The sequence below is a fragment of the Kribbella endophytica genome, assembly GCF_054781295.1.
The window spans coordinates 3,171,496-3,195,037 of sequence record NZ_BAAGUR010000001.1 but is presented as its reverse complement, the minus strand read 5'-3'; the positions used below and the strand labels follow the sequence as shown (position 1 = coordinate 3,195,037).

The window sequence follows — 23,542 nt, the reverse complement described above, 5'->3', positions numbered from 1 at the left end:
AACCTCAAGGCCCGATCAAGTCCTGCTGAGACTTCGCTGAGAGCGCTTCTCAGTTGGGGCTGGTCAGGCTGTGGCTGGTCAGGCTGTGGCGGGTCGGCTGTGGGTCAGCACTCGCCGCGGACCTCCGGCGGGCAGGTGGTCTGGCGGTGCTTCTCGACCGCGGTCGCCACCTCTGCACCGGCCTCGCCGAGCGCGACCATGCGGTCGGTCCCGAGCGTCTCGACGACCAGCTCGCGGATCAGCGCCGCGTGCGCCGGCGCGCAGGCCCGGATCGCTTCGAGGCCCTGCTCGGTGATCGCGATCTCCGGGTACCGCGCGTCGCAGGCGATCTTCGCGATGAGCCCGCGCTTCTCCATCCGGGTCAGGTGGTGCGACATCCGGCTCTTCTCCCACTGGGTCGCCTCCCCCAGCTCGAACGCCCGCATCCGCCCGGTCGGAGCCTCCGACAGGTTGACCAGGATCTCGAAGTCCGACGCCGACAACCCGTACTCCCGCTGCAGGTGCCGGGCCACGTGCGACTCCAGCAGCTTCCACATCAGCAGATAGCTGCGCCACGCCTTCTGCTCGTCGTCCCCGAGCCACGGTTCTTTCGCCACGTCACCATCCTACCTTGCAAGGTTGACGCATCAACCAGAACGAGAGAGACCGTTCGGCTTCCCAGCACACCGCGCGACGGGACAGAATCCCCCTGTGATCGTCCTGCGGATCGTCCGTGCGCTGCTGCTGGCGCTGTCGACCGCGGTCGTGACGCTCGCGCAACTCGATCTGCCGGACAACTTCTGGGATCGGCACCGGACGACGCTGTGGGCCAGCGCGGCGATCCTGTCCCTCCTCATCTTGATCAACACCGGCCACGAGGTCACGTACTTCGTGCAGTCGCGGCGAATCCGGGAGTACGACAAGGACGTGCGCGCCGTACTCAGCGGTGCCGCGGGTCGCATGGTGACGCTCTGCGGAGTGCCCTGGGACCAGGTCGCCGTTCGGTACTTCAGGCGACGGAGCTGGGTGCGTCGCGGCCGGCTTGCGCCCGTCGCCGCGATCATGGCCGGGGCGGATGTCGACGAACCCCAGCGCCACGTCAAAGCAGGCACTGGAATCGTCGGCACCGCGTTCAAGGATCAGGAAGTGGTCACCGAGGAATGGGCAGCGCTCGTCCGCCAGGCCGATACCGAGGGTCGCAAGGCGTGGGAGAAGCGACCACCGGAGCATCGGTACGGTCTTTCGTGGGGCCAGCTTCAGCAAACGGCGCCACACAGCGGAATGATCGCCAGCCCGACGTTCGCACCCAGCGGCAGGCCGAACGGCTGCATCCTGATCAGCGGAGAACTCAAGGGTCCGGACCTGGAAAGCGAGGCCACCCGACGCGTGCTGCGTGATCTGGCGGTCGCGCTGGACAGGCTCGGGCCGCCGCCACGGGGTTGGTGGAGCGCGCATGAGTAACCGACCCGGGAGAAGGCAACCAGCCGTACGGCCGACGGAGATCTCGCCGGAGTTCGTCGACCTGCTGGACTCCTACGGGGCCTCTCCCCGACTGGTCCGCAGGCTTCGCGAGCGGGCTGCGGCGGACACCGCCCCGGTCCCGGAGCCGGCCGAGCCTGAGCCGACCGCGCACGACGCCGTCCCGACCTCGGCCTTCGACCCTGAAAAGGTCGATCCACGGTTCCGTCTCCTCGCCTCTCTGTCCCGAGGGCGTCGTTCTCTGGGTGCTGCGCGACGGCTCCGCGCCGACGCCGAGGCAGGCGACCGCGACGCGGCGTACACATTGGCCGGGATGCTGGCCGCGCAGGGCGACCTGGCCGCGGCCGAACGCTGGTGCCGCACCGCGGCCGAGAACGGGCAGGTCGAGGCGATGTACCAGCTCGGGAACCTGTCGATGGAGCGAGGCGACGTTGCCTCGGCCGAGCGCTGGTACCAGGCCGCGGCCACCACCGGCGATCGCGATGCGATGTACGCCCTCGCGACCCTGCTGGCCGGCCGGCACGACCTGGCCGAGGCCGAACGCTGGTGCCGCGCCGCGGCCGAAGCTGGGCAGGTCGACGCGATGTTCGAACTCGCGAACCTGCTGATGGAACGGGACGACGTCACCTCGGCCGAGCGCTGGTACCAGGCCGCGGCCGGATCAGGAGACCGCGCTGCGATGCTCGAACTCGGGAAACTGCTGACAGCGCAGGGAGAGCGCGAATCGGCAGAGTTCTGGTTCGCCGCGGCATCCGGACCCGGCGAGCGCGCCGCGCCCGGCCAATCGTCGGTTGCGGCTGGCGATGAAGGCGCGCGCCACTCGAGATGAGTGGTGAATTCGGAGATCGTCCAGCGACGGAGCTCGTCCCTCCGGCTTGAGAGTCGGGGTCCGTAAGCGTTGCGCGGTCAGCGCCGCGGCCTGTGGCGACCGCCGGCCTTGAGCGTTGCGACGTACTGCAGGCGCTCCTCGGCGGTGATCTTGCCGACGCGTTCGGCGAGGTTCAGGAGGTCCCAGGTGTCGGCGACCTTGATGCCTTGCTGGGCGGCCAGGCCGAGGGCGCTGGCGTCATCGGTGACGAAGACGGCCGTCGGTCGCATGCCTCGACTGGTGATGATGGTGATGGTTTCGGCCTCACCCAGATGCTTGGTCGCTGCCTCTCCCGGCGACGCCATGCTGTCGCGCAGGACTCTGGTGTTCAGAAGCTCGACCGGCGTGGGCTGCAGAGGATCGCCGAGGAAGTCGCGGACCCCTTTCAGCGCTTCCAGCCCGTCGATGCGGGCCGACTTGGCGCATTCGTGGGAGACCGAAAGGCACCACCGACCGTTGCCGTTGGCAAGCTCCTCGAGGAGGTCGAGCCGGCCGATGACGGTGAAGTTGATCAGGACTGTGTTGTCAGGGAAGAACAATGACATGCGTCAGCGCTCAGAGGCCGAGCGCTGACGCGAGGTCGTCGGCGGACTGGTGCACGACGGTAGGCCGGTCCACGACCAAGTCCTCCTCGGCAGTGTCCAGCATCCAGGCCAAGGTGCCCGGCGCGAGCTCACCGAGGGCGATCCGCTGGGCATGGGCGTCCTGGAGGGACAGCGGGAATCGTCGTACAGCCGAGGCATTCATCCTCTCCGTGATCGGATCGACCGGCAGGACGAACGGGCCGCTGCGGGTCGCCGGCTCGTCGACGGCGCCCAGATGCTGTCGCAGCAACCGCTGCGTCGGAGCGTCGAGAAGTTGCCGCACCTTCGGAGACAGCGGGAGCTGCAGGTTGCCAAGGCGTCTGACGAGCGCGTCGCACGAAACGCCTGCATTCCACACGAACTGCGCCAGGTCGGCCGGGCTGATGACTTGCCAGTCGACACCGGCGAGACCCGCCTTTGGCAGCAGCAGTTCGGCGGCAAACGCGTTCGCAGCCGCTTCCTGGCCGCCGTTGGCATCGTCGACGTCGTGATGCCGGAGGGCAAGATGTGCCAGCTCGTGGGCGAGCGACCAGTTGCTGCGGAACCAGTTCGCGCGCGCGGCGAGGAGGATCACATGCCGGCCGCCGATGGTGAACGAGTAGTCGGTCGTCAGACCGGCAAGCCGCACGACGTCGACATCGAGCCGCTGCTCGACACGATCGGCGAACCCGCGCACGTAGTCGTCACCCAACGCGGTGCGGAGCGCGTCGACCGAGGTCGGAAGCGTCGCAGAGGGGTGTTCCGCGTTCGGATACGCCTGGCGGTAGGCGAGTGCGACGTTGCCCAGCTCGGCGTCGTCGTGCTCGCGGCCGGGGACCCGACGCTCGCCGGTGACGTGGTCGAACTCGTGACGGGCCGCGATTTTGATGCGGTGCGGATCGGCTTGGCCGGTGATGAGCCAGTGCAGGTCCGCGTCGAGCAGGTCGGCGAGGAGGGCCAGCTCGACGGAGGAGAAGGCGCGCTTGTCGTTCAGCGCACGAGAGAAGGCGTCGGGGGTCATGCCGACCTTGTCGGCGATGTCGCGCTGGCGAGTCGTCGGAAGGGCCTGCTCGATGCTCCGATGGACTCGCGCGCCGATGCTGGTCATGGGGTGAGTCTAGCTGGCGATTGGGAAAATCCCAACGGATTCGAGGGGTGCTGTGGCCTACGGCTTGTACGGCGGCAAGGTGGCGGCACTGACCGGCGAGGTGGCAGGTCTCGGATGTGCGATCGGGCAGCGATACCAGCCTGGCGGATCAACTTGCTTTCGAATGAAGCGCGCGATAGCACGCGTACTTGGCGGCGGTAGCCGCACACCTTTGCAAAGGGTGGGTGGGAGCACGCCGCGTAGGGAGCGCTAGCGACCGGAGGGGCGCGCGTGGGGGCCCCTACTTGCTGAGGAAGGTGAGGTGTACGGCGGAGCCGTGGATGGTGAGGGTGCCGCCGGCTGCCTCTGTGGAGCGGCGGGCTATGTCCAGGCCTAGGCCGGTGGAGCCTCGGTCGCTGCGGCCTCGGGTGCCGGCGCCTAGGGGGATGCCGGGGCCTTCGTCGGCTACGACGATGCGGATGCCGGGGGCGGAGGCTACGCGCTCGTGGGAGAGGGTGATTCGGGCGGCGGTGCCGTCGGGGGTGTGGGCTACGACGTTCTCGACTAGGGCATCGAGCGCAGCGGCGAGGTCTTCGGCGGCTAGGCGGATTTCGGCGGGTGGGGTGGGGAGATCGAGGGTGAGGCGGCGGCCTTGGTCTTCGAAGAGTGGGGCCCAGAAGGCGGCTCGGGTGCGGACGACCTCGACGGCGTCGCAGTGTGGGACGCGGCCTTCGCGTTGGGGGCGGCGGGCGGCTCGGATGACGGCGGTGAGGGTGCGTTCGAGGGAGGTGACCTGGGTGTTGAGCTCCTCGGCGCGTTCGCGGTCGGGGAGGGCTTCGACCTGGAGGCGGAGTGCGGTGAGCGGCGTACGGAGGCGGTGGGACAGGTCGGCGACTGCTTCGCGTTCGACGGCGATGACTTCGTCGATGCGGTCGGCGAGGCCGTTGAGGGCGGCGCCGACCTGGGCGACTTCGGCGGGGCCTGTGGTTGGGGCGCGGGCGTCGGTGTCGCCGCGGGCCAGGCGTTCCGCCGTACGGGCTGTTTCTTCGAGCGGGCGGGCCAGGCGGCGGGAGACGAGTTCGGCGCCGGCGATGCTGAGGAGGAGGACGAGCAGACTGCCGCCGATCAGGAAGCCGATCTGCAGCGCGAGGCCGTCGTACAGCTCCTGCGTGGTGAGGAAGATACAGACGCCCGCCGGGCCGTTGAAGGTGCCGACGTCGATCTCGGTCACCTTGCCGCCGTCGACGTCGCGGACGGTCGCGGGCGACACCTTCGGCGGGCCCTTCTTGCCCGAGTCGTAGCCGCCGGGGACGTCCTCGGGCTTGTCGATCCCGCCGGGCGGGGTGTTTCCGAGGACCGTGCCGTCGGCGAGTTGGACGGAGATGCGGCCGGGGCCGTCGTCGCCGATGCCTTCGATGTACGCCGTGATGTCGTCGGGCGTGTGGTCCTTGTCGCCGACGTAGTACGCGACGTTCTGGGCGCGGAGCTGCGCCTTCTCGAGGGACTCCTCGACGGCCGCGTCGCGCATCAGCAGGGTCAGCGGTACGGCGAACGCGAGGACGACGAGCGTCGTCATCCCGACGGACAGCAGCAGGATCCGGCGGCGCATCGTCAGCCGCCTGCCTCAGGGGCGGCCAGCTTGACGCCTACGCCGCGGACGCTGTGGAGGAATCGTGGCTGGGCTGCGGTTTCGCCGAGTTTGCGGCGGAGCCAGGAGAGGTGGACGTCGACGGTGCGGTCACCGCCGCCCCACGGGAGGCCCCAGACTTCGGCGAGCAGTTCGCGTTTGGTGACGACTGCGCCTGGGCGTCGGGAGAGGGCGAGGAGGAGGTCGAACTCCTTGCGGGTCAGGTCGACCGGGCTGCCGTCGACGGTGACCTCGCGGCTGCGTGGGTCGATCGAGAGGGCGCCGAGCTGGAGGGCCTCGGATTGTTGCTCGGGGCCACGACGTCGGAGTACGGCGCGGATGCGGGCGTCGATCTGGACGGAACTGAAGGGTTTGATGACGTAGTCGTCGGCACCGGCGTCGAGCAGGGCGACCACGCTGGCGTCGTCGTCGCGTGCGGTGGCGACGATGACGGGGACGTCGCTGACTGATCGGACCATGGCCAGTACGTCGCGGCCGTCTAGGTCTGGGAGGCCTAGGTCCAGGAGGAGGACGTCGGGTTTGTCGCGGGCTACTGCGGCGATGCCGTCCGCTCCCCCGGCCAGGGCGGTCACTACGTGCCCGGCGGCGGTGAGCGACTTGCTCAAGGACGTGCGGATCGCGTCATCGTCCTCAACCAACAGCACCCGAGCCATGGAATGAGCGTAGACGGACGGCCCAGCTCATTCGGTGAGTTCGGGGTCCGTGGGGGGTGGTGGGGTTAGTTGTTTGGGGGCTCGGAGGCCTGTGGAGCGGAGTTCCAGGTCGGCCAGTTGGGCTATTACTGCTGTGTCGCCGGAGCGCCAGGCGGTGACGGGGTCGTTGCTGATCTTGGCGAGTTTGTGCATGGGCTGGTTGGCCATGGCTCGGAGGGCGAAGAGGTCGAGGTCGGCGGCGTTGTCGATGAACTTCTGGGCGGCGGTGGCTCGGCGGGAGAAGCGGATTCGGCGTGGGAGCCAGATCAGCAACGCGAAGAGGACGGGGAGGGTGATGGTGACGCCGGCCAGGAGGTAGGCGAGTTGTTCGACCGCGTGGGCTTGTTCTCGGCCGGCGTCTGCGAGGCGGACTGCGGCGTTGGCGGCGCCGTCGACGGGGGCCTTGAGTTCGTCGCCTACTACGGGGACCCGGCCTACTGGTTCGGAGAGTTTGCGGAGGTCTTCGGCGAGGCCGTCGCCGGCGGAGGCGGCCTTGCGGCCCGGGTAGCCGAGGGCGTTGGTGATGCGGAAGACGGCCAGGCCCAGCGCCGTACAGAGGGCGATCCAGCCGACGAGCATCAGGTCGCCGAAGACCTGCCAGAAACGCTGGGTTCGCACTGCGGAGTAGAGCTTCACGTGCCGCCTCCCGGGAGCCAGTTAAGGGCGTGACACTAACGCAGAAGTTCTGGCTTTAGGAGAGGTTAGTCAGGGGGTACCGTGGAGGTATGCACGTTCAACTGGCTGGGCGGTTGGCCCGGCGTGGGAATGAGCCGTTGGGTGACCGGTGTCCGATCGACGTCGGGATGCAGGCGGTCGGGACGCGGTCGGCGATTTTGCTGTTGCGGGAGGCGTACTACGGCGTCACGCGGTTCGACGAGTTCGCGGCGCGGACGGGGCTGACCGAGGCGACTACTGCTGGGCGGCTGAAGCTGCTGGTCGAGCAGGGGGTGCTGGAGAAGCTGCCGTACCAGGAGCCTGGTCAGCGGAAGCGGTACGAGTACAAGCTGACGGCCAGTGGGGACGCGCTGATGCCGGTGGTGTTCGCGCTCGCTCAGTGGAGCAACGAGCACCACGCGGCGGCTGCGCCGATCAAGCTGAGCCACGCCGACTGCGACGCGCCCGTGACCATCAAGGCCGAGTGCGGCAACGGCCACACGGTGGACATGGACCAGCTGACCGTCTCGTCCTGAAGGCTAGAGCGACGTCCGCAGGTGCCAGAGGTGCGGGTAGTAGCGCAGGTCGAGCCGGGAGCGCAGGTAGCCGGCTCCTGACGAGCCACCTGTGCCGGGCTTGGTGCCGATCATCCGCTCGACCATCACCACGTGCCGGGCGCGCCAGGCGGCCGCCAGCTCGTCGTGCTGGAGCAGGGCCTCGGCCAGCTCCCAGATGGCGCCGTACCTGCCGCGGTCGCGGGCAACGGCCGACAGACCGGTCCGCAGCTCGTCCTCGGTCGCCGTACCGAACCCAGCACCCTCCAGTACGACGAGGAACGCGTCCCACAGCGTCGGCTCGTCCAACCGCTGGTCCAGGCGGGCCCGCTCGTTGTCGGTCAGCCCGCGGAACCGCTTCACGAACGACGGGTCCTTCGCACCCGACAGGAACTCGATCTCGCGGAACTGCACCGACTGGAACCCGCTGGCCGGCGACAGCCGGTGCCGGAACTCGCCGAAGTCCTGCGGCGTCATCGTCTCCAGGATGTCGACCTGCTGCGTCAGGGTCCGTTCGATCGTGTGGACCCGGCGGAGCAGGTGCTGCGCGAGCCAGATCTCACCGGACAGCATGGCGTCGCGCGAGGCTGTCATCTCGTGGAGCACCTGCTTGAACCACAGCTCGTACACCTGGTGGATGGTGATGAACAGCAGCTCGTCGTGCGCGGGCGGGTCCGACTCCAGCCGCTGCTGGTCGAGCAGCTGGGGCAGCCGCAGGTAGCTGCCGTAGGTGAGGCGACCACCCTCCTCACCGAAGTGCACGTCCACCCCGTCCCAGCGGCCGGTCACCGCGTCGGCGCTGGGGCTTGCCTCGTCGTTCTTCTCGCTCTGGCTGCTCACGGGGCGAGGATAACCGCCGCTACAGCCGGTGACGGGGCCGATTGATCCTGCGGCTGTGACCGGATCGAGAAGTTCGTGTGACGCGAGCAGCCGTCGTTCGTTGAAAAAGAGGTCAACGGGGTCGATGTGAGATGTGGTGGGTACGTGCACACGCTGGCGGAGCGGAGAGAGATCGAGGTCGGTCCGGCCGAGGTCGAGGCGGCACTGCTGGAGAACTACCCGGCGCTCGTGCGCCTGGCCTACCTGGTCCTTCCGTCGTCCCTGGGACGGCACCGGCGGGTGCTCGCGGCGCACGGCGTGGTGCAGCGGGCGATGCCCGACCGGCGCAAGCTGGAGCGGCAGCTGATCGGCGAGACCAGCGCCTCGGCGTACGTCCGCCGCAAGGTGCTGCGCGACGCCGTACGGCAAGCGCATGCCCGTACGCCGCTGCGCCTGCTGCCGGCGGTCTGGGGATTCCGGCTGTTCCCGCGCTCCGGCGCGGCGGACGACCTCGCGCTCGACCAGGTGATGTCCGCCTGTACGCCGGAAGCCCGGGCCGCGTGGGCGCTGGTCCGGATCGAGCACCTCGGCGTCACCGAGGCGGAGGCCGAGCTCCTTGCCGCGGGGATCGACACCGCGGCCACGGCGATCGAGGAGGCGGCCGAGCTCGATGAGAGCGCCGTCGCCGGGGTCCGCGGGCCGCTGGACGCGCAGGTGTTCGATCCCTGCGCCGTACGGCTCGCTCCGACCGACCTGATGCGCCGGAAGGCGCGCGGCCGGGCGGTGGCGATCATCGTCACGGTGATTCTCGTGCTGATCCTGCTCGCCTCGCTGGCGCTGACCGCCGGGCGCGCGCAGTCGACCGCCCAGGCGGTCCCGGTCGTGGCTCAGCAGGTGACCAAGCAGCTGAACGTCGACGACTTACGCCGTACGAAGGTGTTGTGGCAGGACACGGCGCGCGTGGACTTCACCGCGTGGCCGGTGCGGGGCAACCGGGTCAACGACCGCGAGCTGCTGTCGCGAGCGCTCAACACCTGGACCGACGGGACGAGCGTGACGTCTGTCGCCGGTGCGTCGACCACCGCGCCCGCCGAGGCGCCACAGCTCCTGTACGCCGGGGATGTGGACGGCGCGGGGGCCGTCCTCCTTCACGACGGCCAGCGCATCGCGCGGTACAGCGACCGCGACGGCGGGAAGCTGGTCGTCGCGCGGACCGACGACGCCGACGTGACCACCTCGGCGGCCGTCGCGATCAGCGAGAACGCCGACGGCGTGCGCTTCCTGACCGCGCCGTGGGTCGCCGAGACCGGGCTGCGGGACCTGAAGAAGCCTGACACGCCGACCGGGAAGCTGCCCACGGCGGACGGGATCACCGCGCCGGTGAAGCCGCCGGCCGCCGACTGCTCCTCGTGGCCCGCGCTGCAACTGCGGTCGTCGGAGGCGATCGCGGAGAAGCACGCCTTCCTGGTGACGTACCTGGGCGGGCTGTCACCGGCGCACCTGACCTACATGCCGCCCCCGTCGATGGGGCCGGCGCGGTTCCCGCGCGAGGCGACGAGCGGCGCGGCGCTGGTGAGCTGGTCGCGCACGGTCTGCGGGCTGCAAACCCTGCAGAACAAGGGCGTCAAGGCCGCGAACAACTGGACGTTCGCCGAGCAGCGGCTGCCCGACGGGACGTACGGCGCCTGGGTGTGCACGCGGTCGGACAGCTGGCAGGGCGGCGGCTGGGCGAGCGTGAAGCTGTTCCCGGCGGGCCTGTCCGCGGGGCACGCGACGAACACGGCGATCTGTAGCCGGTTCGACCAGAACGTGCTCGCCACGACCGCTTGGCGCTCACCGACCGGTACGACGTACTTGCTGGCCGCGGGAAGCCGGAACGTGGATCGCCTGACCGTCGGGGCGCAGAGCATTCCGGGGTCGGTGATCGCGCTGCCTGGTCAGGTGAACTCGCCGGTGAGCGCGCACCTGACCACGGGCGACACGATCCGGCCGCTAATGAAGTAGGGACTCGGCCGACAGCGGGCGGAGCGTCACGGCGTACGCACGGGGCTTGGTGGGGTCGATCCGGTACGGCGCGAGAACGCCGTTCGGGGTCTCGCCCATACCGGTCTCGGCGACGCCGACGTGCAGCGTGACCCAGCCTCGGTTGCGGACGAGCGGGAGCTGGAAGTCGTACTCGGCGCGGTCGAGCCGGTCGTACGGCGTGACGCTGACGTCGACCGAGGCGCCCGGTGCGGCGGCGACCATGAGGCCGTGCTGCTTGTCGGACAGGGTCGTCCAGCGGGTGTCGGTGTGGTTGCCGTACGCCTGCGGACGGGAGTAGGCGACGTACTGCTGGTCGACCGTGCTGCGGTAGACGCCGATACGGGTGCCCTTCGAGCGATCGTTGTAGGACTCCTCGGGACCGCGGCCGTAGTACGCGAAGTCGGCGAGCTGCTCCGGGACCTGGAGCTGGAAGCCGAGGCGCGGAAGGTACGGCAGGGTGGAGAGTTTGCTGCCGGTCGGGGTGACCTGGTGGGTGAGCGTGATGGTGCCTGCGGCGTCGATCGTGTAGATCATCGTTTGGTGGAAGGCGAGTTCGGTCGCGTGGCCTGGTGCGGCGGCGGTGCTGGGGACGATGACCTGGATGCGGCCGTCAGTGAGGCGCTTGGTCTGGACGGCCTGGGTGGTGGTTTGGAGGCGGTCGAGGCCGAGTTTGTTCCAGATCAGGCGGTCGGCGGTGCCCCAGTCGTAGGTCTCGTTGGACGTCGGCGGGCGCCAGACGTCGAGCGTTGGGCCGGTGCGCAGCAACTCCTTGCCCTGAGCAACCATGGAGACGAGCCGACCACTCGAGAAGGCGTAGGCGAAGCCCGCCCCGGAGACTGTGGTGCGGCCGGGGGTGGTGGTGATCGCCGGGCGCCCAGGCGCCTGGCGTACGCCGGCGACGGTGCCGCCGAGGGCGAACTGCGCCCGTTGCACCTCGCCGCGCGGGGCGGTTGCGTCCAGGTCGAGGAAGCGTTCCGGCTGGGCCGGAAGCTGCGCGGTCGCGGGGAGCTGGATCGTCTGCTCCGAGTTCGGCGGGAGGGTCATCGGGATCTTGCCCTGGCGGATGACCTTGTCTGCTTCGCGGATGGACCAGCTGAGGGTGAAGGTCAGCGGGGCGAACTGTTGTTCGTTGTGGGCGGTGACAACACCGGGCTTCGGCGAGGTGAAGCGGAGTGGGGACTGGGCCCAGGCGAGTTCCGCTGTTTCGGGTTGGAGGGTTCGGTCGGTGCTGACCAGGCCGTCGGTGCCGGAGAGGCTGAGGCCCAGGCTTGGGAACGAGCCTTCGGTCTTCGTCGACTCGAAGTCGAGGGCCAGGACCGGCTCGGTGCCCGACAGGATGCGGACCGAGTCGATGGTGCCGTGGGCGAGGCGGGTCCGGGTGTGGTCCTGCTGGAGCTGGGCGTTGCGGCCGAGGTTGACCTCCCAGACCGTGGGCTCGATGGTGCCGGTGGCGGGAACCCGCGCGGTGGGTTGGTCGTCGATCGAAAGGGTCAGCGCCTTGCCGTCGTACGAGCCGGTGACGTGGTGCCAGGTGTCGCGCCAGTTCGACGGGACCGGCATCGTGACGGCCTTCTCGACGCCGTTGAGGGTGACGCGGAACTCGAGAGTCCCGGCGTTGGGCATCTGCAGGGCGTACTGATTGCCCTTGGTGACGATCGGGAACGAGCCAGCCCAGGCGTCGGGTTTGACCCAGGCGTCAACGGTCAACGGCCCGGTGACGTCCAGCGCGGGATCGCGGAAGACGTTGACGAAGTCGTCGAGACCGGAGAGGTCGACGCCTTGGCCTTGGTGGCCTGGGGCAACTGATGGCTTGCCGACGAAGAAGGTCTGCAGCCGGCGCGACGACGAGTCCGGGGTGGTGATCAGCGGCTGGTCGAGGTTCTGCTCGGCCCAGTCCCAGATGAACCCGCCCTGCATCGACGGGTACCTGCGGGCCAGCGCCCAGAACTGGTCGAAGTTGCCCAGACCGTTGCCCATGGCATGCGCGTACTCACCCATCACGATCGGCTTCGTAAACGTCTTCGCCTTCTCCTCCAGCGCCGCGGGCGTCGGGTAGCGAGGACCGGCGACATCGGCGTACGGCGCATCGCCGTCGGGGGTGTTCGACTGGTGGTAGAGCAGTCGGGTCGGGTCGTTCTCGTCCGCCCACTTGGCCATCGCGAAGTGCGCCGCGCCGAGCCCGGCCTCGTTGCCGGTGTCCCAGAACACGACGCTCGGGTGGTTCTTGTCCCGCTCGACCATCGCGGTGAAGCGATCGGCGTACGCCGCCTGCCACTCGGGTTTGTCGGCCAGACACTTGCTCGGGCAGCTCTCGTGCGCGTGCGTCTCGATGTCGACCTCGTCGTCGATCAGCAGCCCGTACTTGTCGGCGAGCTCGTACCAGTACGGGTCGCTCTCGTAGTGCGACGTCCGGACCGCATTGATGTGCAGCTGTTTCATCAGCTTGACGTCGCGCTCCATCGCGGCGCGGGTGACGTGCCGACCGGTTTCCGGGTCGGTCTCGGCGCGGTTGACGCCGCGGAACAGGACACGCTTGCCGTTCAGCAGGACCTGCTTGTCCTTGACCTCGATCTCGCGGAAGCCGACCTGCTGGCTGGTGCGGTGGACGACGCGGCCGCGCTCGTCGGCGAGCGTCAGCACCAGGCCGTAGAGGGTCGGCGTCTCGTCCGACCACTTCGCCGGGGCCTTCACCAGGCCGCTCAGTTTCAGCTCGTCACTGTCGGCCTTGCCGGTCAGCGCGGTGACCTCGTGGCCGGTTGCATCGCGCAACGACGCGGTCAGTTGGTAGCCGCGGGCATCGACCAGTGAGGCGTCGACCTTCAGCGTCGCGTCCTCGTACGACGGGTCGAGGTCGGTGCTGATCGCAACGTCCTGGACCCGCGAGCGGGGGACGGAGTACGAGTAGACGTCGCGGAAGATGCCTGCGTAGCGCCACTGGTCGTAGTCCTCGAGGTACGAGCCGGCGGACCAGCGGTGGACCTGGACCGCCACCGTGTTCGCACCTGGGCGGGCGGCGGCGGTGATGTCGAACTCGGCGGGGCTGTAGCCGCCCTGGTCGTAGCCGATGTACTTGCCGTTGACCCAGACGAAGTAGCCGCTGGTGACGCCTTCGAAGCGGAGCAGTTGCTGACGGCCTGTTTCGGTGCGCGGGAGGTCGAAGGTCTTCAGGTAGGCGCCGGTCGGGTTGACGTCGCGGGGTGTCTTCGGTGGGACGTCGGGCCAGAGTTCCTCGGGGATGTTGCGGAAGACGGGGTGGTCGAGGAAGTCGCTCTGCCAGGTGTGTGGGACCTGCACGGTCTGCCAGGTTGCGCCGTCGGACTTCTGGAACCCGCCCGGGACCTGGGAGGGTTTGTCGAAGAGGCGGAACTTCCAGGCGCCGTCGAGCGAGCGCACGTACGGCGTACCAGCCGCTCGGGTAGCGGAGGCGTCGTCGGCGTACGGCCAGAGCCTGGTGTGCGGCGCGACCTGGCCCTCGGAGACCCGGCCTGGGTCGTCGAGGTAGGTGTAGACGTCGTCGGGCCCGTCGGCGGCCAGGGCAGTGCCGACCACGCCCGCGGTGGCGCCGAGCAGCACCAGGGCCAGCAGGTAGCCGATCGGTCCCCTCAGGCGGAGCATCCGTCTCCTCATCGTTGTCTTCCTAGGACGATGCACGAACCCGGTCAAGAGTTCGGCGTGTTGACGTCGTCACCGTGGGCGACGACACTTCCCTGAAACCGCTCTCTTCCTACCGCCCCAGGGAGATCTCGTGTTGACTGGAATCGTTTCCGTCGTGACCGCCTTGTCCTTACCGCTCGGCGCCCCGCCGCCCCCGACTCCCGAGGTGACGATGTCCCTCCAGGCGACGATCTGCAACAAGTACTGCGACGCCCGCGACCCGGCGCTCTCCCCCGGCGACCGTTCCCCGGTCAGTTCGACGCTGTTCGGCCGGACCGTCAGACTGCACTTCGACGACACGGACGCGATGGGCTGGGCCTCGATCGAGGGCGGATCGGCCGGCGACGAGGTCTGGCTGGACCGCTCGTTCGACGGCGGCCGGACCTGGGCCTCCGGAAGCCGGCTCGGCAACACCACGATCCCGGCAGGCCAGACCGGCTGGCGCACGCAGATGTACAACGTCGACGACTGGACCAACCACGGCGTCGGCGCCCTGCGCGCGTGCGGCAAGGCGGGCGACCGCCCGGACGTCACCTGTACGCCGTGGGCGCGGACGACCTGGAACGCGGGCGACCGGCGTACGGCGGCTGCGACCGCGCAGATGCAGTACTACAACTACGCGACCGGCCTGTTCGACACGACCGGCTGGTGGAACTCGGCGAATGCACTGAACGCCGTCATCGACAACATCCGGGTGACGGGGATGGGCAGCTACCGGTACGCGATCGGCCGGACGTACGACCTCAACCTGAACGCGCAGCAGGGGCAGTTCCGCAACGACTACATCGACGACACCGGCTGGTGGGGGCTCGCATGGGTCGCGGCGTACGACCTGACCGGCGAGGCGCGGTACCTGCAGACCGCTCGGGTGGATGCCGATCACATGGCAGCGCACTGGGACAACACGTGCGGCGGCGGGGTGTGGTGGAGCCAGGCGAAGACGTACAAGAACGCGATCACCAACTCGCTGTACATCCAGCTGAGTGCGGCACTGCACAACCGGATCGCGGGCGACACGACGTACTTGCAACGCGCGCAGGCGGGTTGGGCGTGGTTCCAGCAGAGCGGGATGATCAACGGCGCGAACCTGGTGAACGACGGGCTCGACACGGCGACCTGCCGGAACAACGGGCAGACGGAGTGGTCCTACAACCAAGGCGTGCTGATCGGTGCGCTGACCGAGTTGTCGGTGGGGAACGGCTCATACCTGGCGCGGGCGCGGCAGTTGGCCGACGCGGCGACGACGGCACCTGGGCTGCACACCTCCGACGGGATTCTGCGCGAGCCCTGCGAGTCGGGCGACTGCGGTGGCGACGGGCCGTCGTTCAAGGGTGCGTACGCGCGGGGGCTCGGCAAGCTCAACGCGGCGCTGCCGGATCACCCGTACACGGCGTACCTCCAACGGCAGGCCGACCGGGCGTTCGCGAGCGATCGGACGGCGATGGACCAGTACGGACTGCGCTGGTACGGGCCGATCGACAAGCTCGACGCGGCGCGGCAGCAGAGTGCACTGGACCTGTTGAACACCACTGGTTAGTCGGTTGTTGCCGTTGTCTAGGCTGGCCCGGTGGATCGCCGGGAGCTGCTGCTGGAAGTTCGACGGACCCGGAACGACTGCGTGTTCGGCCTGCGGCTGACGCTCGACGCCGGGCGCGCCGGACGGGGCATCGCGTTCGCCGAGAGCTACGACTACCTCCCGCTGGGCTCCGACCCCGGTCGCGAGTACATCTACTCCGTCTACACCGAGTACGCCGCCCTCGAAGCGCTGACCGAGTTCTTCGAGGAGCTGCTGGGCAAGGCCTCCGAGGGCGAACCGGCCGACCGGTTCGTCGCGTGCTTCTATGCGCTGGTCGACGCCGGCGAGCTCGGCGACGGGCTCGCGCTGCAGGAGAACCACCGCAAGGTCGCCGCCTGGTGCGAGCAGGCCGGCGTCACGGCCGAGACCGAGACGTGGACCTGGATCAACTCGGATTGACCTGATCTATTCCCTTCCAACGGCCTCGTGTGTCAATCTGAGCGGCGATAGATCTGAACCATCCCCCAAGAATCGGATCCGCCCGACCGATTGGCCTGACTCATGCTTCGACTGCCTTGGCGCGCCCTCACCGCGCTCACCGGTCTCCTCCTCCCCGTCCCCCTGCTCGCCGGACCGGCCGCGGCAACACCGCCGACCACCCTGTACGTCGCACCGACCGGCAGCAGCCACGGCGCCGGCACGCTGGCCCGGCCCTTCACCACGCTCGAGCAGGCGCGCGACCAGGTCCGCAAGCTCACCCGCAAGCAGCGCTCGGACATCCGGGTCGTGCTGCTGCCCGGCGACTACCGCCGTACGGACACCTTCCGGCTCACCGCCGCCGACTCCGGCCGCAACGGCCACGAGGTCGTCTACCAGGCGCTGCCCGGCACGAAGGTGACGATCAACGGCGGTCGCCAGGTCACCGACTGGCAGCTGTCGGACCCGGCGAAGAACATCTACAAGGCCCACGTCGGCGCAATCGACTTCCGCCAGCTCTACATCAACGGCGAGCGCCAGCAACGCGCCCGCGGCCCGGAGAACCCGCCCGGTTTCTCCAAGACCTCGACCGGCTACATTGACACCACCCAGAGCATGGTCGGCTGGAAGAACCAGGGCGACATCGAGGTGAACAGCCGCTGGGGCTGGATGCACTACCGCTGCCCGGTCCAGTCCGCGTCTGGTACGACGGTGACGATGCAGCAGCCCTGCTACTACAACGCCAACCTGCACCAGGGCTACGAGATCCAGAACCCGACCTGGATCGAGAACGCGTACGAACTGCTCGACGCACCCGGTGAGTGGTACCTGGACAAGCCGTCCGGGGACCTCTTCTACTCCCCCAAGCCCGGGCAGGACCTCCGGACCGCGACCGTGCCGCTGGTGCAGGACCTGGTGAACGTCACCGGCACGCTGACCGACCCGGTGCGCGACGTCCGCTTCGACGGCGTCACCTTCTCGTACTCGACCTGGATGGCTCCCAGCAGCGACGACGGCGTCGTCGAGGGCCAGGCCGGCTTCCGGATCGTCGGCACCGGGCACCCGGACTTCGACGAGACCCGGCCGGACTGGCAGAAGACGCCCGCCGCGGTGAACGTCGGCTACAGCCGGGACGTTGCCTTCACCAACAGCACGTTCACGCATCTCGGTGCCGCCGGCCTCAATCTCAACACCGGCGCCCAGGGCACCGTTGTTCGCGGCAACATCGTGCGCGACGTCGCCGCGACCGGGATCCAGATCGGCGGGACCGAGATCGTCGACCACCACCCGGACGACGCCCGCGCGATCACCAAGGACAACCTGATCAGCAACAACCTGATCACCAAAGCAGCGGCCGACTACAGCGGTTCGCTGGCGATCCTGGCCGGGTACACCGAGCACACCGTGATCGAGCACAACGAGATCCGCGACCTGCCGTACTCGGGCATCTCGGTCGGGTGGGGCTGGGGGCTGACCGACCAGGGCGGCAATCCGGCCTACCCTGGGAATGCCGGGATTCCCGTCTACTCGACCCCGACGACGGCGAAGAACAACGTCGTCCGCGACAACGCGATCAGCGACATCATGAAGAACCAGGCCGACGGCGGCGCGATCTACACCCTCGGCTGGCAGCCCGGGAGCGTGGTGTCGGGCAACTACATCCGCAAGACGCCGGGACCGGCGTACGGCGCGATCTACCACGACGAGGGCAGCAAGGGGTTCACGACCACCGGGAACGCGTTGTGCGAGGTGGCCGAGCGGTGGATCTTCCTGAACCACGCGCTCGGGATCGATGCCCGGCGCAACTTCACCAGTACGCCGGTGTTCCTGACCCAGGCGGGGACGGTCGACTCGACGATCGCGGACAACACGGTGGTGCCGGGGTGCGAGCAGCTGCCCGCGTCGATCGTGAACAACGCGGGGCTCGAGGCGGCGTACCGGCATCTTGATCCGCGGCCGGCGCCTGGTGATCGGGTGGCGCCGAGCAAGCCGGGCAAGCCGGTGGTGACGACCAGCTTCCCGACGATCGCTGATGTGACGTGGCCCGCGGCGACCGACGCTGTCGGAGTCACCGGGTACACGGTCTTCCTGGATGGTCGTGCGGTCAGCGCTTCGGGTGGGCTCAGTGCTCGGGTCACCGGGTTGGAGCCGGGGCGGCGCTACAGCTTCAGCGTTGCGGCTCGGGATGCCGTCGGCAACGAAAGCGGGCGCAGTACTAGTGTCGCAGTGACGATGCCGGCGGCAAACAACCTTGCCCTCGGCAAGACGGTCACCGTGTCGTCGTACTCGGAACCGAACACTCCGCAGCTAGCTGTCGACGGGAAGCTGTCGACGCGCTGGGCGCAGGGGCTGGGGCTGCCGGATCCGTCGTGGCTGCAGGTCGACCTCGGGGCCTTGTACGACCTGACCGGGGTGATCACGACGTTCGAGCTGCCGCGCGGGTACCAGTACAAGCTGGAGGTCTCGCCGGACGGCGCGGACTGGACGCTTTTCGACGACCACACCCGCGAGGCGACGACACAGACGGGCAACTACGCGTCGGTGCCGGCCTCGGTGCGTGGGCGGTACCTGCGGCTGACGGTCACGGGGTCGAACGGCAACGGCGGCAGCGTCTACGAGCTCGAGGCGTACGGGAAGCCGGCCGTGATCACGGACGACACCACCCCGCCTTCAGCCCCGGTCGAGCCGACGGCCGACGTACTGTTGCCGACAGCAATCGATCTGAGCTGGCCCGCGGGCAGCGACAATGTGGGTGTCACCAGCTACGTCGTCTACCAGGACGGCGTGAAGCTCGCGACGACGCCGCTGACCAAGCTCCACGTGGACGGCCTGCAGCCGGGATCGGCGCACACGTTCACGATCGTCGCCCGGGACGCGAATCTCAACGCATCCGCGCCGAGTCCCGGGGCAAGCATCACGACGTACGGCGAAGCGGGGCTTGCCGTCGGGAAACCTGTCACGGTGTCGTCGTACTCGGAGCCGAACCTCCCGGCGAACGCGGTCGACGGCGACCTAGGGACTCGGTGGGCGCAGGGCCTCGGGCTGCCGGATCCGTCGTGGCTGCAGGTGGACCTCGGTGCGGCGACTCCGGTGCGAAGTATCGTGACGCACTTCGAGCTGGAGCGCGGGTACAAGTATCGGCTGGAGACCTCGCTCGACGGCAGCGACTGGCGGACCTTCGACGACCGGACGACCGTCGCGACCTCGACGCGGGTGAACCCGTCGATCGCTGCGGCACCGGCGCAGGCCCGCTACCTGCGGCTGACGGTGACGAACTCCAACTGGAACGGTGGCAGCATCTACGAGCTGCGCATCTATGGTGGTTCCTGATGAACGACACCTACCGGCCGGGCTACGAGACGGTCGCCGAGCGACTGCTGGCCTACATCGCGGAACAGGGCCTGCAGCCGGGCGACCGGCTGCCCACCGAGAAGGGCCTGGCCGAGATCCTCGGTACCGGCCGGTCGGTGACCCGCGAGGCGATCAAGGTGCTCGCGGCGGTCGGGCGGCTCGCCGTACGGAAGGGCGCGGGCATCTACGTGTCGGTGCCGTCGAACCAGGATGCCGACAATCAGGTCTCGTACTTCCAGCCGACTGATCTCGCACATGTCGCGATGCTGTTCGATCATCGGCGGTTGATCGAGTCGGAGTCCGCGCGGCTGGCCGCGTTGCATGCGCGGCCGGCCTTGGTGCATGCGATCCGTACGGCGGCCGAGGCTTCGGTCGCCGCGGCTGGGGACGCTCACGCGTTCCGGCTGCACGATCGGGCGTTTCACGATGCGGTGGCCGAGGCCTCCGGCAACGTCTTCCTGCGGGCGGCGGTGACGTCGTTGCGGGACTTCAAGGAGCAGTCGGATCGGCTGCTGTTCGCCGGTGCGCTGCCGGGGTCGTTGGAGGCGGCGGCTGAGCAGCACGTGCAGATCGCGACCGCGATCGCGGCTGGGGATGCGGACAAGGCCGCGACCGCGATGGTGCAGCACATCGACACCACGCAGGCGCAGTTCGAGCAACGGATCCGGGACCGACTGAAGGGCAGTGCGCAGTGAGCAAGATCGAGCGGGTCGAGGTCGAGCTGGTCGAGATCCCCGCGGCCTATCCCTTCCGCTGGCGCGACGGACTACCCGGCTCCGAGCCGGCGCTGCAGGGCGGCGTACTGACGATCACGACCTCGGACGGCGTCGTCGGACGCGCACCGACGCCGCGTGGCGTGATCGCGGCTGACCTGGTCGAGCGACGCGTGCGCGACGAGCTGATCGGCCAGGATCCCTTGCACCGCGAGTGGTTGTGGCACCGGATCTGGGAGCTCGACCGGATCGAGGAGTTCCCGCTGTACTTCCTCGGGCTGGTCGACATCGCACTCTGGGACATCGCCGGGCAGGTCGCCGGACTGCCCGTGCACGCGCTGATTGGGACGTACCGGACCAGCCTTCCGGCGTACGCGTCGACGGTCACGTACTCGTCGATCGAGGAGTACCTCGACGTCGCCGATCAGTGTCTCGAACGCGGCTTCACCGCGATCAAGCTGCACGCCTGGGGCGACGTACGGCGTGATGCTCAGCTCGCGACGCAGCTGCGTGAGCACGTCGGCGACGACGTCGAACTCATGTACGACGGCTCCGCCGGTTTCGACCTGCCCGACGCGGTCCGCCTCGGCCGCGTGCTCGGCGACCTCGGCTTCCGCTGGTACGAGGAGCCGATGCGCGAGTTCAACCTGACCAGCCACCGCTGGCTTTCCGAACGCGTCGACATCCCTTTGCTGGTGGGCGAAACCAGCGACGGCGCCCACTTCAACACCGCCGACTTCATCCAGTCCGGTTGCGCGACGTACGTCCGCACCTCGGCGGCCCTGAAGGGCGGCATCACCGGTGCCCTCCGCATCGCCCACCTCGCCGAGAGCTTCGCCCTCCGCGCCGAGATCCACGGCATGGGCGTCCCCAACCAGCACCTCTGCATGGCCGTCCCCAACACGACGTACTACGAAGCCCTGGTCTGGGGAAACCCCATCATCACCGACCCGACCGTCGGCCCCGACGGCTTGATCCGGGCGGCGACTGCGCCCGGCCTCTCGGCCGCCGGGTAGACGGGGCACCAGATCAGGCCTTGCCGACCAGGATCCACATGTAGTCGTGGTTCTTGACCGGGAAGGTGGCGGTCTTGTTGCTGACTTCCTTGGTCTTCTTGCAGTCGGTGGTGGTGTAGCGCCAGCGGACGACCTGGACCCGCCAGGACTGCTTCAGCTGGTGGAGGCGGCGGACCTTGTTCTTCGGCACCTCGGCGGTGTAGGACCAGCTGTCGGAGACCGAGTGGGACTTGCCGACGGTCTTGGCGTACTGGGACTTGATCTCGGCGATCACGACGTTCGCGCTGATGCCGAGGTCGCCGGTCCACGAGGAGTTGGACTCCGACGTCGCGGTCTTCTGGTACGTGATCCGGCCGGGGCCTTCCATCCAGTCGCTGTACAGGTTGGTCCCGACGTAGACCTCCTTGCCGCCGCGGACGTACCAGTTGATCTCCTTGGTGTTGCACTTCTTCGCCACCGCATCCACCGTGGCCGGCGCGGCTTCGGCGCCCAGGGCAACAAAGCCCGGCGCCAGCAGACCGGCCAGCCCCACGGTGATCCCCAGCATCCTGCGAACCCGCATCGCGAACTCCTACCTAGTGGTGAACCTGCAGTGGTAGGAAACTTACGGGCTTACATCGTTGGATAGACATTATGTTTCAGTCACAGTGCGTCACAAGCGTGTTACTTGTCCAATGCTGAATCAGTGACCAGCGCGATCACTTGCGCCTTGGTGATCCCGCCCGGCTGCGGCTGCATGCCGGGGTTCTGGACCAGGACCGACGCGAGGTTTCCGTCGGGCTGCAGGTACGCGGCGCCCATCATGTAGCGCTGCTTGCCCCTGCCCTTGGGCGGCACTCCCTCGGCGTACATCACCTTGCGGCCGTCGGGCGTCGTCGTCGTGGTGCAGGTCAGACCGCCGAGCTGCTCGGAGCACTTGCTCACGAACTGCGCGGAGTCGACCGCGATGATCACCGTCTGCTTGATCGCACCCGAGCGCCAGCTCTCGATCGTGCCGAACTGTTCGGGCACGGTGTCGTTGAACGCGTGGGTGAGTGTCCCACCGGTCAGCACCCGGACGCCGGCCGCGTGCGCTTCGGCGTACGTCGGCTTGAAGTTCTTCAGCTCGTCCTCGGCCTGCTGCTCCTCCGTCGACAGCGGCGGCAGGTCGACCCGGAGATCGGTGACCAGCGCGAACAGCATCGCGTCGGTGATGCCCATCCCGCGCACGGGAACGGTAGCGTTGTTGCCCCAGAACGGGTTCACCGTCGCCATCACGAACTCGCCGTCGGCCTTCGTGTACGTGAGTTCGACGGACTCGCCGCGCCGGCCGAGCTGCGCCGTCCGCCCGTTCGGCAAGGTCACCGACCGGCACTTCAGCGCCGGCGTGAAGGCCCCCGACCCGCAGCGGGTGCTGGTCGCGGAGGCTGTCGTGGCGACGCCGAGATCGATGTACCCGACGCCCTGCTGCCCGGCGATCCGCCAGCCGACCCGACCGCCGCCGCGCCGGATGCCCGAGGTCTGGTCGAGCCCGAATCCACCCTTGCTGCTGTAGTCGAGGTGCTTGCCGCTCGGATCGAGGTGCTGCTGCAGCGCGGCCCGCATCGCCTGGTCGAAGGCTCGCAACTGCGCCTCGTTCACCACCGGATCGGAGGGCTTGACCACCGGCGGCCTGACCGATGGCGACACCGACGGCGACGTACCGGTGGATGCGGCGGGCAGCTCACCCTGAACCGCACCCGGCGTCAGCCAGCTCGTCACCCCCAGGACAAGCGCGCCCACCGAGGCAACTCCACCAGCTCCCGCCAGCACTCGCCGGCGACGCAGTCGCTGACGACCGGCCATCAGGTCGTCGTCCACCGTGCGCGGCAGCAGATCGTCCTGCAGCGCGGCGGCCTTGGTGAGCTGAGCCCCCAACTCCTTCTCGTCGATCATCGGTCCTGCCCTCCTACCGTCCCGAACTGGGCGGTGAGCAATGCGGTCAGCCGGGCGAGCGCCCTGGCGTTCTGGCTCTTGACCGTGCCGGGACTGCAGTGCAGGTCCGCCGCGGTCTCGTCGATCGACATCCCGAGGAAGTGCCGGAGTACGACGACCCGCCGCTGCCCGATCGGCAGGGTCGCCAGGGCTTCCATCACGGCGCTGCTGTCCTCCACCGCCGGTGGTTGCATCGACGGCTCCTCCAGCCCGTCCAGGCCCGGCGCCTCCCGGCGCCACGGACGCCGGCTCTCGTCGACGCCGGAGTTCACCAGGATCCGCCGGGCGTAGGCGTCGACGTTCCCGGCCCGCTGCACCCGCGGCCAGGCGACGTACAGCTTCAGCAGCGCGGTCTGGACCAGGTCCTCCGCCTTGTGCACGTCCCCGCACAACAGGTACGCCACCCGTCGCAGCTGCGTCCGCCGCTCCAAGACGTACGCGCTGAACTCCTCGTCCCGCGACCCCATCCGGTTGTCCCCTCACTCGATCCGTCA

General features: G+C 68.8%; 20 protein-coding genes. 9 read left to right on the top strand and 11 right to left on the bottom strand.

All coding sequences use genetic code 11. The features are described from left to right. Nucleotides 1-104: 104 nt before the first annotated feature. On the bottom strand, nucleotides 105-596 hold the full coding sequence (locus ACYVIO_RS15280; RefSeq protein WP_460651411.1) for a MarR family winged helix-turn-helix transcriptional regulator: 492 nt from the start codon (nucleotides 594-596) through the stop codon (nucleotides 105-107). 94 nt (nucleotides 597-690) lie between these two features. Here ACYVIO_RS15280 and ACYVIO_RS15275 point away from each other — a divergent pair, with 94 nt between their 5' ends. Continuing rightward, the gene (locus tag ACYVIO_RS15275; RefSeq protein ID WP_460651410.1) at nucleotides 691-1,440 is read left to right on the top strand and encodes a hypothetical protein; all 750 of its coding nucleotides are present in this window, start codon (nucleotides 691-693) and stop codon (nucleotides 1,438-1,440) included. Then, nucleotides 1,433-2,287 (top strand): tetratricopeptide repeat protein, encoded by an 855-nt coding sequence (locus ACYVIO_RS15270; RefSeq protein WP_460651409.1) that lies wholly within the window; start codon nucleotides 1,433-1,435, stop codon nucleotides 2,285-2,287. The genes ACYVIO_RS15275 and ACYVIO_RS15270 overlap by 8 nt, the downstream gene beginning before the upstream one ends. Before the next feature lie 77 nt (nucleotides 2,288-2,364). Here ACYVIO_RS15270 and ACYVIO_RS15265 read toward each other — a convergent pair whose 3' ends face one another. The 5 genes from ACYVIO_RS15265 to ACYVIO_RS15245 all read right to left on the bottom strand — a co-directional run bounded on the left by ACYVIO_RS15265 (nucleotide 2,365) and on the right by ACYVIO_RS15245 (nucleotide 6,952). After that, complete coding sequence (locus ACYVIO_RS15265) at nucleotides 2,365-2,871, bottom strand: hypothetical protein (protein ID WP_460651408.1); 507 nt, start codon at nucleotides 2,869-2,871, stop codon at nucleotides 2,365-2,367. A 10-nt stretch (nucleotides 2,872-2,881) separates the two neighbouring features. After that, nucleotides 2,882-3,997, bottom strand: coding sequence for an ImmA/IrrE family metallo-endopeptidase (locus tag ACYVIO_RS15260; protein WP_460651407.1), 1,116 nt, complete (start codon nucleotides 3,995-3,997; stop codon nucleotides 2,882-2,884). 280 nt (nucleotides 3,998-4,277) lie between these two features. Continuing rightward, nucleotides 4,278-5,585 (bottom strand): sensor histidine kinase, encoded by a 1,308-nt coding sequence (locus ACYVIO_RS15255; protein WP_460651406.1) that lies wholly within the window; start codon nucleotides 5,583-5,585, stop codon nucleotides 4,278-4,280. Nucleotides 5,586-5,587: 2 nt separating this feature from the next. Next, nucleotides 5,588-6,277, bottom strand: coding sequence for a response regulator transcription factor (locus ACYVIO_RS15250; RefSeq protein ID WP_460651405.1), 690 nt, complete (start codon nucleotides 6,275-6,277; stop codon nucleotides 5,588-5,590). 27 nt (nucleotides 6,278-6,304) lie between these two features. Next, a complete protein-coding gene (locus ACYVIO_RS15245; protein ID WP_460651404.1) occupies nucleotides 6,305-6,952 on the bottom strand; it encodes a hypothetical protein in 648 nt (215 codons plus the stop codon). An 89-nt stretch (nucleotides 6,953-7,041) separates the two neighbouring features. On the opposite strand from ACYVIO_RS15245, the gene ACYVIO_RS15240 reads away from it, so the two are divergent. Continuing rightward, nucleotides 7,042-7,506: a winged helix-turn-helix transcriptional regulator gene (locus ACYVIO_RS15240; protein WP_460651403.1), complete on the top strand. Its 465-nt coding sequence runs from the start codon at nucleotides 7,042-7,044 to the stop codon at nucleotides 7,504-7,506. 3 nt (nucleotides 7,507-7,509) lie between these two features. Here the strand turns inward: ACYVIO_RS15240 and ACYVIO_RS15235 are convergent, their stop codons facing one another. Next, nucleotides 7,510-8,364, bottom strand: a complete 855-nt coding sequence (locus ACYVIO_RS15235) for a tryptophan 2,3-dioxygenase (RefSeq protein WP_460651402.1) — start codon at nucleotides 8,362-8,364, stop codon at nucleotides 7,510-7,512. Between the two features lie 144 nt (nucleotides 8,365-8,508). Between ACYVIO_RS15235 and ACYVIO_RS15230 the strand changes: the two genes are divergently transcribed. Then, the gene (locus ACYVIO_RS15230) at nucleotides 8,509-10,347 is read left to right on the top strand and encodes a hypothetical protein (protein WP_460651401.1); all 1,839 of its coding nucleotides are present in this window, start codon (nucleotides 8,509-8,511) and stop codon (nucleotides 10,345-10,347) included. Here the strand turns inward: ACYVIO_RS15230 and ACYVIO_RS15225 are convergent. Continuing rightward, entirely contained in the window at nucleotides 10,336-13,983 is a 3,648-nt protein-coding gene (locus ACYVIO_RS15225) for a glycoside hydrolase family 2 TIM barrel-domain containing protein (protein WP_460651400.1), read from the bottom strand. The genes ACYVIO_RS15230 and ACYVIO_RS15225 overlap by 12 nt on opposite strands. A gap of 130 nt (nucleotides 13,984-14,113) precedes the next feature. Here ACYVIO_RS15225 and ACYVIO_RS15220 point away from each other — a divergent pair, with 130 nt between their 5' ends. The 5 genes from ACYVIO_RS15220 to ACYVIO_RS15200 all read left to right on the top strand — a co-directional run bounded on the left by ACYVIO_RS15220 (nucleotide 14,114) and on the right by ACYVIO_RS15200 (nucleotide 21,095). Continuing rightward, a complete protein-coding gene (locus tag ACYVIO_RS15220; protein WP_460651399.1) occupies nucleotides 14,114-15,559 on the top strand; it encodes a glycoside hydrolase family 76 protein in 1,446 nt (481 codons plus the stop codon). A gap of 30 nt (nucleotides 15,560-15,589) precedes the next feature. After that, nucleotides 15,590-15,997 (top strand): hypothetical protein, encoded by a 408-nt coding sequence (locus tag ACYVIO_RS15215; protein WP_460651398.1) that lies wholly within the window; start codon nucleotides 15,590-15,592, stop codon nucleotides 15,995-15,997. A gap of 102 nt (nucleotides 15,998-16,099) precedes the next feature. Continuing rightward, nucleotides 16,100-19,345 carry a discoidin domain-containing protein gene (locus tag ACYVIO_RS15210; protein WP_460651397.1) on the top strand — a complete coding sequence of 1,082 codons (3,246 nt, stop codon included), beginning with the start codon at nucleotides 16,100-16,102 and terminating at the stop codon, nucleotides 19,343-19,345. Continuing rightward, on the top strand, nucleotides 19,345-20,061 hold the full coding sequence (locus ACYVIO_RS15205) for a FadR/GntR family transcriptional regulator (protein ID WP_460651396.1): 717 nt from the start codon (nucleotides 19,345-19,347) through the stop codon (nucleotides 20,059-20,061). The genes ACYVIO_RS15210 and ACYVIO_RS15205 overlap by 1 nt, the downstream gene beginning before the upstream one ends. Then, nucleotides 20,058-21,095, top strand: coding sequence for an enolase C-terminal domain-like protein (locus ACYVIO_RS15200; RefSeq protein WP_460651395.1), 1,038 nt, complete (start codon nucleotides 20,058-20,060; stop codon nucleotides 21,093-21,095). Before ACYVIO_RS15205 ends, ACYVIO_RS15200 begins: the two co-directional genes overlap by 4 nt. A gap of 13 nt (nucleotides 21,096-21,108) precedes the next feature. On the opposite strand, the gene ACYVIO_RS15195 is transcribed toward ACYVIO_RS15200, so the two are convergent. The 3 genes from ACYVIO_RS15195 to ACYVIO_RS15185 form a co-directional block, all read right to left on the bottom strand. Next, nucleotides 21,109-21,657, bottom strand: coding sequence for a hypothetical protein (locus ACYVIO_RS15195; protein WP_460651394.1), 549 nt, complete (start codon nucleotides 21,655-21,657; stop codon nucleotides 21,109-21,111). A 101-nt stretch (nucleotides 21,658-21,758) separates the two neighbouring features. After that, complete coding sequence (locus ACYVIO_RS15190; protein ID WP_460651393.1) at nucleotides 21,759-23,009, bottom strand: hypothetical protein; 1,251 nt, start codon at nucleotides 23,007-23,009, stop codon at nucleotides 21,759-21,761. Further along, complete coding sequence (locus ACYVIO_RS15185; protein ID WP_460651392.1) at nucleotides 23,006-23,515, bottom strand: SigE family RNA polymerase sigma factor; 510 nt, start codon at nucleotides 23,513-23,515, stop codon at nucleotides 23,006-23,008. The genes ACYVIO_RS15190 and ACYVIO_RS15185 overlap by 4 nt, the downstream gene beginning before the upstream one ends. Between the last annotated feature and the right edge of the window lie 27 nt (nucleotides 23,516-23,542).

Coding starts and splice junctions, on each gene's coding strand:
- ACYVIO_RS15270 (WP_460651409.1), top strand. CDS start 1,433: ATGAGTAACCGACCCGGGAGAAGGCAACCAGCCGTACGGCCGACGGAG.
- ACYVIO_RS15265 (WP_460651408.1), bottom strand. CDS start 2,871: ATGTCATTGTTCTTCCCTGACAACACAGTCCTGATCAACTTCACCGTC.
- ACYVIO_RS15255 (WP_460651406.1), bottom strand. CDS start 5,585: ATGCGCCGCCGGATCCTGCTGCTGTCCGTCGGGATGACGACGCTCGTC.
- ACYVIO_RS15190 (WP_460651393.1), bottom strand. CDS start 23,009: ATGATCGACGAGAAGGAGTTGGGGGCTCAGCTCACCAAGGCCGCCGCG.
- ACYVIO_RS15260 (WP_460651407.1), bottom strand. CDS start 3,997: ATGACCAGCATCGGCGCGCGAGTCCATCGGAGCATCGAGCAGGCCCTT.
- ACYVIO_RS15250 (WP_460651405.1), bottom strand. CDS start 6,277: ATGGCTCGGGTGCTGTTGGTTGAGGACGATGACGCGATCCGCACGTCC.
- ACYVIO_RS15185 (WP_460651392.1), bottom strand. CDS start 23,515: ATGGGGTCGCGGGACGAGGAGTTCAGCGCGTACGTCTTGGAGCGGCGG.
- ACYVIO_RS15240 (WP_460651403.1), top strand. CDS start 7,042: ATGCACGTTCAACTGGCTGGGCGGTTGGCCCGGCGTGGGAATGAGCCG.
- ACYVIO_RS15195 (WP_460651394.1), bottom strand. CDS start 21,657: ATGCGGGTTCGCAGGATGCTGGGGATCACCGTGGGGCTGGCCGGTCTG.
- ACYVIO_RS15205 (WP_460651396.1), top strand. CDS start 19,345: ATGAACGACACCTACCGGCCGGGCTACGAGACGGTCGCCGAGCGACTG.
- ACYVIO_RS15210 (WP_460651397.1), top strand. CDS start 16,100: ATGCTTCGACTGCCTTGGCGCGCCCTCACCGCGCTCACCGGTCTCCTC.
- ACYVIO_RS15225 (WP_460651400.1), bottom strand. CDS start 13,983: ATGCTCCGCCTGAGGGGACCGATCGGCTACCTGCTGGCCCTGGTGCTG.